Consider the following 7,255-nt stretch of genomic DNA (forward strand, 5'->3'; position numbering starts at 1 on the left):
CGCCGTGGGGATCGCGATGACGATGCATGCCGCGCCGCCGGCCGCCGACCCGCGCTTCGCGGAGCGGATCGGCCGGCTCGCCGAGGTCGCGGTGCGGGTGGGCCTCAACCTTCAGGCGGGCCAGGAACTCGTCCTGACCGCGCCGCTCGACGCGCTGCCGCTCGCGCGCGCCATCACCGCCGAGGCGTACAGGGCCGGCGCCTCGCTCGTGACGACGCTGCTCGGGGACGACGCGGCGACGCTCGCCCGCTTCGCGCATGCGCCGGACGCGGCTTTCGACACCGCCGCCGGCTGGCTCTATGCCGGCATGGCCGAGGCCTACCGCAACGGCGCGGCGCGCCTTGCGATCAGCGGCGACGACCCGTCGCTGCTCTCGGCCCAGGACCCCGACCGGGTCGCGCGCGCCAACCGCTCGCGCGCGAAGGCCTACGTGCCGGCGCTGGAACTGATCGCCAACTTCGCCACCAACTGGACCATCGTCTCGGCCGCGACCCCGGCCTGGGCGCGCGCCGTCTTCCCCGGCCTGCCCGAGGACGAGGCCGTCGCGCGGCTCTGGGACGCGGTGTTCGCCGCCTCCCGGGTCGACGGCGAAGACCCGGTGGCGGCATGGACGGCCCACAACGCGCATCTCCACGCGCGCAGGGACCTGCTGAACGGGCACCGCTTCTCCGCGATCCGCTTCCGGGGGCCGGGCACCGACCTCACGGTGGGCCTGGCCGACGACCACGAATGGTGCGGCGGTGCCGCCGCCTCGCGCAGCGGCATCGTCTGCAACGCCAACATCCCCACTGAGGAGGTCTTCACCACGCCGCACCGGGCGCGGGTCGAGGGCCACGTCGCGAGCACCAAGCCGCTCTCCTACCAGGGCACGCTGATCGAGGGCATCGCGGTGCGGTTCTCGGAAGGCCGCATCGTCGAATCGCGGGCGAGCCGCGGCGGCGACGTGCTCGCCCGCGTGCTCGACACCGATGCGGGCGCGCGGCAGCTGGGCGAGGTCGCGCTGGTGCCGGCCTCCTCGGCGATCTCGGCCTCGGGGCTGCTGTTCTACAACACGCTCTACGACGAGAACGCCGCGAGCCACATCGCGCTCGGCCAGGCCTATTCGAAGTGCTTCGTGAACGGCGGCGCTGATCTTTCCGAGGACGACCTCGCGGCCCGCGGCGCCAACCGCAGCCTGATCCACATCGACTGGATGATCGGCTCCGCAGAGATCGACGTGGACGGCATCGGCGCGGACGGGCAGGCCGTGCCGGTGATGCGGCGGGGCGAGTGGGTCTGAGCGAACCCCGGACCGCCGTGCCGCGGGATGCACGCCGAAAAAAACCGCCGAAGCGGGCACTCGTGGGTCGCCCCGCGAAGGCCCGCTTCGATCTCTCTGGTGCCGCATCATTCTTGTCGCGCGAACCGGCGGCCACCTCGCGCAACGATGCTTAGGACGGCGCGATGACAGGGCATTCCCACCGCGATGCGCGCGGCCGGCCGCTGGTCGCCGTCACCGGGCTCGGCCTCGTCTCCTCCCTCGGGCAGGGCCAGGACGCGACCTGGGCCGCGCTGGTTGCGGGCCGCTCCGGCATCCACGCGATCGCGCGGTTCGAGACCGCCGGCCTGCGCACGCGCATCGCCGGCACGGTGGATTTCCTCGACACCGATCCGCTCGTCGCGCCCGCCCTGTCGGAGCGCTTCGCGCGGGTCGCCGCCGAGGAGGCGGTGGCGCAGGCCGCGATCGGGACGGCGGGGGATTTTCCCGGCGCGCTGTTCATCGCCGTGCCCCCCGTCGAGCTGGAATGGCCGCAGCGCCGGGCGCTGGCCGAGGCCGGCTGCGGACCCGAGCCGGTGACCTATGCCGGGCTCCAGCGCGCGGCGGCGAGCCGGGCCTTCGACGCGTGGCACGACCTGTTCATCTTCGGCACGGTGGCCGACCGGATCGCCGACCGCTTCGGCACCCGGGGCTCGCCGATCTCGCTCTCCACCGCCTGCTCGTCGGGCGCCACCGCGATCCAGCTCGGCGTCGAGGCGATCCGCCGCGGCGAGATGCAGGCGGCCTTGTGCATCGGCACCGACGGCTCGGTGAACCCGGAATCGCTGATCCGCTTCTCGCTGCTCTCGGCGCTCTCGACCCAGAACGATCCGCCGGAGCGGGCCTCGAAGCCGTTCTCGAAGAACCGCGACGGCTTCGTGATGGGCGAAGGCGCTGCGGCGCTGGTTCTCGAAGACGCGGCCTCGGCCGTCGCGCGCGGCGCAAGGATCCTCGGCTACGTGCTCGGCTGCGGCGAGAAGGGCGACGGCTTCCACCGCACCCGCTCGAGCCCGGACGGGGCGCCGATCGTCGCGGCGATCCGCGCGAGCCTTGCCGATGCCGGGATCGGGCCAGAGGGCATCGACACGGTCAACGCGCACGGTACCGCGACGCCGGAGAACGACCGCATGGAGGCGATGGGCCTGATGGCGGTGTTCGGTGAGGCGGCCGCGCGCATCCCCGTGACCTCGAACAAGTCGATGCTCGGCCACACGCTCACGGCGGCCGGCGCGATCGAGGCGGCGGTGTCGCTGCTGACCATCCGGCACGGGCGCGTCCCGCCGACGATCAACCTCACGGTGCCCGACCCGGCGATCCCGCTCGATGTCGTCACCGTGGCCCGCGACCTGCCCGTCTCGCGCGTGCTCTCGAACGCCTTCGGCTTCGGCGGCCAGAACACCTGCCTCGTGCTCGGGGCGGAGCCGGCATGAGCGCCGCCCCGGCCGCGACCGGCCACCGCATCCTCGTCACCGGCGGCGCCTCGGGCCTCGGCTCGGCGATCGTGCGGGCGATGGCCGCGGCCGGCCACGGGGTCGACTTCACCTATCGCGCCTCGCACGGCCCGGCCGCGGCGCTGCTCGCCGAACTGCGCGCGCACCATCCCGGCGCGGCCTTCGCGGCCCACGCCCTCGATCTCGCCGACCGCGCCGCGCTCGACGCCTTCTGCGAGGCGGCCGAGGCGCAGGGCTATTACGGCCTCGTCCACAATGCCGGCCAATCCTATGACGCGCTCGCCGCGATGCTCGATCAGGACCGGGCCGAGGCCTTGATGCAGGTCAACTTCTTCTCGCTGACGCGGATCGCCAAGAGCCTGGTCCGCGCCATGATCGGCGCGCGCGCCGGCCGCATCGTCGCCATCGGCTCGGTGGCGGCTCTGCGCGCCAACGCCGGCAACGCCGCCTACGCCGCGACCAAGGCGGCGCTGATCGCCTATTGTCGCACCCTGGCGATCGAGACGGCCCGGCGCGGCGTCACCGTCAACGTCATCGCGCCGGGCTTCGTCGACACGCCGATGCTGGCGGCCTACGCCGCCCGGCGCACGGGCATGGAGCGCCAGATCCCCGCCGGGCGCTTCGCCGACCCCGCCGAGGTCGCGGCGCTGGCGGCCTTCCTGATGGCCGAGCCCGCCGCCTACATCACCGGCGCCGTCCTGCCCGTCGATGGCGGGCTCACCGCGATGATGGGCGTCCACCGCTGATGTCTTGCGGGATCCTCGATGCGCGCGTTCGGTCAGGCCCTCGGCGTCGTCCTCCTCGGTGCGGGGGCGGCGCGCGCCGAGCCGCTGCCCTACCGCCTCGACGGCCTGGCGCGGGGCGAGACGCTGAGCATCCGCGCCGCGCCCGACCCGTCCGCCGAGGTGGTCGGCGCGATCCGCGCCCGCGCGCTGGTCTCCGGCTGCACCAACGACACGCCGAGCCGCACCACGTGGTGCCGGGTCAAGGTCGGCCGCACGGTGGGCTGGGCGCGGCGGCGCTACCTCGCGCCGGAGTGACGCGGCCGGTGCTGCCGCCCGGACCGGTGTGCTAGAGCATTTCCGAAACGAGAGCGTGCGTGGGAGCGGCCGGCTCCGGATGGGGCTGACGGCCTGTTGGAAAGACGAGCGATGCAAGCCCTGCAACTCTTCGGCGACCGCGACCTGCGCCTCACCGAGGTCGAGGCGCCGCCGTCCCCCGGCGTGGGAGAGGTCCGGGTTCGGGTGCGCGCCGTCGGGCTGAACTTCATCGACGTGTGGGGCTTTCGCGGGATGGCCTTCGCCAAGCGCCGCCTGCCCCTGACGGTCGGCGCGGAAGCCGCGGGCGAGGTCGCCGAACTCGGCGACGGCGTCGAGGGCTTGGCCGTCGGCGACAGGGTCGCGCTCTACGGCGCCATGACCTGCGGCACGTGCCGCGCCTGCCGCGAGGGCCGCGACAACCTGTGCGAGGATGTCGGCGGCGTGATGGGCTTCCACATCGACGGCTTCGCCCGCGAGTTCGTCGTCATGCCGGCCCGGCTCGTCGTGAAGGTGCCGGACGGCGTCAGCCTCACGGATGCGGCCTGTGCCGGCATCGCCTTCGGCACCGTGCAGCACATGCTGTTCGACAACGCCCGGCTCGAGCCCGGCGAGAGCATCCTCATCCATGCCGGCGGCTCAGGCGTCGGCACCGCCGCGATCCGCATGGCCAAGGCCATCGGCTGCACCGTCTACACGACGGTCGGCGACGACGAGAAGGGCGCCAAGGCCGCAGCCCTCGGCGCCGACCACGTGGTCAACTACCGCACCGAGCGGTTCGAGGGCGAGGTCCGCCGGCTGACCAAGCGCAAGGGCGTCGACGTGGTGTTCGAGCATGTCGGCCCCGACACCTGGAACGGCTCGCTGCTCTGCCTCAAGCGCGGCGGCCGGCTCGTCACCTGCGGCTCGACGTCGGGCGTCTCGACCACGATGAACCTGATGCAGCTGTTCCAGCAGCAGTACCGCATCACCGGCTCGTTCGGGTGCCGGCTCGCCAACATCCGCGACGCGCTCGCCAAGATGGCCGACGGCATCCGGCCCGTCGTCGACACGGTCTACCCGCTGGCCGACTTCGCGCAGGGGCTGGAGCGGCTCGAATCGCGCACGGCCTTCGGCAAGATCCTGGTGCGCCTCTGACGCCCTCCCCCGTCGCGAAAAAATGATCTAATCGGGTTGCCGCGCCGCGCATCGACGGGACGCCTCGCACCCGAGAGTGACCCGTTGCTGCGCCTGGCCCTGACCCTGAAGCGGATCGTGCCGCGGCTGGCCGGCTACGCCATGATCCCGCTGATCCGCGCGGTGTTTTGGCTGTCGCGCGCCCTCGGCGCGGAGCGGGCGGGCGATGCCGGCGGGGCGCTCTTGCGCGCCCTGGGGCCGTGGCTGCCCTCGCACCGCACGATGCTGGCCAACCTGCGCGCCGCCTTCCCGGAGCGTCCCGCATCCGAGATCCGGGCGATCGCGCGGACGGCGTGGGACAATCTCGGCCGCACCGGCGCCGAATACGCCCATCTCGACACGCTGTTCGACTTCGACCCGGCCGACCCCGCGACCCAGCGCATGCAGGTCGAGGGCATCGAGCACTTCCTGGCGCTGCGCGACGACGGCCGGCCGGGCCTCGTGTTCTCGGCCCACCTCGCCAACTGGGAATTGCCGGCGATCTGCGCGGCGCGGTTCGGCCTGGAGACCACGGCGGTGTTCCGGCCCCCGAACAACCCGGCCGCCGCCCGGCTCGTGCAGGAGGTCCGGCGCCGGACCATGGGCGGTCTGGCCGCCTCCGGGCCGGGGGGCGCCTTCGCGATGCGCGGCGTGGTCGAGCGCGGCGGCCATCTCGGGCAACTGATCGACCAGCACTTCACCCGCGGCGTGGTGGTGGACTTCTTCGGGCGTCCCTGCCTGGCCAACCCGCTGCTGGCCAAGCTCGCCCGCCACTACGATTGCCCGGTCCACGGTGCCCGCGTGATCCGGCTTCCGGGTGGGCGCTTCCGGCTGGAGCTGACCCCGCCCCTCGACCTGCCGCGGGACGCCGAGGGCCTGGTCACGGTCGCCGGCGCGATGCAGGCGATGACCGCGGTGGTCGAGGGCTGGGTGCGCGAGCATCCGGGACAGTGGCTGTGGATGCACCGGCGCTGGCGCTCGAGCCTGCTGCCGAAGCCGCGCCCGCCCGAACGGGCCCCGCGCCCGGCGCAGGGCTTGCCCCAGGTCGAGCCGTCTCAAGCCAACGTGATTTCCCAGGCGGCGCCGGGCACCTTCTCCTGAAGCGATGACGCCGACCCGAACGCGTGCCCATGCCCCCGTCCGGATCGGCGCGATCCTGACGCTCGTCGCCTGCGCCCTGCCCTGCCCGGCTGCGGCCGAATCCCTGCGTGCAGTCGTCGAGCTGTTCACCAGCCAGGGTTGCGCCGCCTGCCGCTCGGCGGACCCGGTGATCGGCGACCTCGCCCGGCATCCGGGCGTCCTCGCGCTGACCCTGCCGGTGACCTACTGGGACTATCTCGGCTGGAAGGACACGCTGGCGCAGGCCCCGTTCGGCGAGCGCCAGCACGCCTATGCCGGCGGCCTGAGCGCGCGGCAGGTGTTCACGCCCCAGGCCGTGGTCAACGGCGGTGCCTCCACGGTCGGCTCCGACCGGGCCGGCCTCGAACGGCTGGTCCGCGAATCGGGCTCGCGCGGCGGCCTGCCCGTGCCGGTCCGCGGCGAGGAGCACGGGGACCGCATCGTCGTCGAAGTCGGCGCCGAGCCCGGCTCCGGCGCCAAGGGGGATCTCGACAGCGATCTCAAGGGCGACGTCTGGCTGGTCCCGGTGCTGCGCAGCCGTCCGGTGGTGATCGGCGGCGGCGAGAACCGCGGCCGCACCGTGACCTACGTCAACGTCGTGCGCGGGCTGCAGCGCCTCGGGCCCTGGACCGGCCAACCGGTGCGGTTCGAGGTCTCCGGCGTCGCGGCACGGGTCGCGGAGGCCGATGCCTGGGTCGTCGTGGTTCAGGGCGCGGCCGGCGGCCGGCCGGGCCGCATCTGGGGCGCGGCCAAGGGCCCCGGTCTCTGAGCGAGCCCGCCCGGAGGCCGTGATACCGGTCGGCGATGAGCCTTGCGCATCGCCGACCGGTACAAGTCGGCCCCCTGGCGATCGGTCGTCCGGCGTGCGCGCCTACGCCGATGCTACGGGTCGAGCCCTTCGGCGACGCGGCGGCGGGCGCGCATCGTCTCCATGCGCGAGACCGAGAACACCGAGGCTTCGTAGAGCAGCAGCATCGGCAGGGCGAGCGAGAGCTGCGAGATCACGTCCGGCGGCGTCAGCACGGCGGCGGCGACGAACACCAGCACGATGGCGTAGCGCCGCTTCTCGCGCAGGAACTTGGCGTCGATCACCCCGATCTGCCCGAGCAGCGTCAGGATCACCGGCAGCTGGAAGGCGATGCCGAAGGCGAAGATCAGCGTCATGATCAGCGAGAGGTACTCGTCGACCTTGGGCA

At 73.3% G+C, this 7,255-nt stretch carries 8 protein-coding genes; 7 read left to right on the plus strand and 1 reads right to left on the minus strand.

Annotated elements, in window-relative coordinates; all coding sequences use genetic code 11:
- Positions 1-16: 16 nt before the first annotated feature.
- From ACFE86_RS01215 to ACFE86_RS01245, 7 genes are all read left to right on the plus strand, one after another.
- Positions 17-1,279, plus strand: coding sequence for an aminopeptidase (locus ACFE86_RS01215; RefSeq protein WP_375453503.1), 1,263 nt, complete (start codon positions 17-19; stop codon positions 1,277-1,279).
- 164 nt (positions 1,280-1,443) lie between these two features.
- On the plus strand, positions 1,444-2,727 hold the full coding sequence (locus tag ACFE86_RS01220) for a beta-ketoacyl-ACP synthase (protein WP_375453504.1): 1,284 nt from the start codon (positions 1,444-1,446) through the stop codon (positions 2,725-2,727).
- Entirely contained in the window at positions 2,724-3,494 is a 771-nt protein-coding gene (locus ACFE86_RS01225) for an SDR family oxidoreductase (RefSeq protein ID WP_375453505.1), read from the plus strand. Before ACFE86_RS01220 ends, ACFE86_RS01225 begins: the two co-directional genes overlap by 4 nt.
- 18 nt (positions 3,495-3,512) lie before the next feature.
- Positions 3,513-3,788 carry an SH3 domain-containing protein gene (locus ACFE86_RS01230; protein ID WP_375453506.1) on the plus strand — a complete coding sequence of 92 codons (276 nt, stop codon included), beginning with the start codon at positions 3,513-3,515 and terminating at the stop codon, positions 3,786-3,788.
- 111 nt (positions 3,789-3,899) lie between these two features.
- Positions 3,900-4,922: a zinc-binding dehydrogenase gene (locus ACFE86_RS01235; RefSeq protein ID WP_375453507.1), complete on the plus strand. Its 1,023-nt coding sequence runs from the start codon at positions 3,900-3,902 to the stop codon at positions 4,920-4,922.
- Between the two features lie 84 nt (positions 4,923-5,006).
- Entirely contained in the window at positions 5,007-6,041 is a 1,035-nt protein-coding gene (locus ACFE86_RS01240) for a lipid A biosynthesis lauroyl acyltransferase (protein ID WP_375453508.1), read from the plus strand.
- Between the two features lie 4 nt (positions 6,042-6,045).
- Positions 6,046-6,828: a DUF1223 domain-containing protein gene (locus ACFE86_RS01245; protein ID WP_375453509.1), complete on the plus strand. Its 783-nt coding sequence runs from the start codon at positions 6,046-6,048 to the stop codon at positions 6,826-6,828.
- A 113-nt stretch (positions 6,829-6,941) separates the two neighbouring features.
- Here ACFE86_RS01245 and ACFE86_RS01250 read toward each other — a convergent pair.
- Positions 6,942-7,255: twin-arginine translocase subunit TatC (locus tag ACFE86_RS01250; protein ID WP_375453510.1), on the minus strand; the 314-nt coding region annotated here is incomplete at its 5' end.

Source organism: uncultured Methylobacterium sp. (assembly GCF_964244095.1).
In the GTDB taxonomy this organism is placed as follows: Bacteria; Pseudomonadota; Alphaproteobacteria; order Rhizobiales; family Beijerinckiaceae; genus Methylobacterium.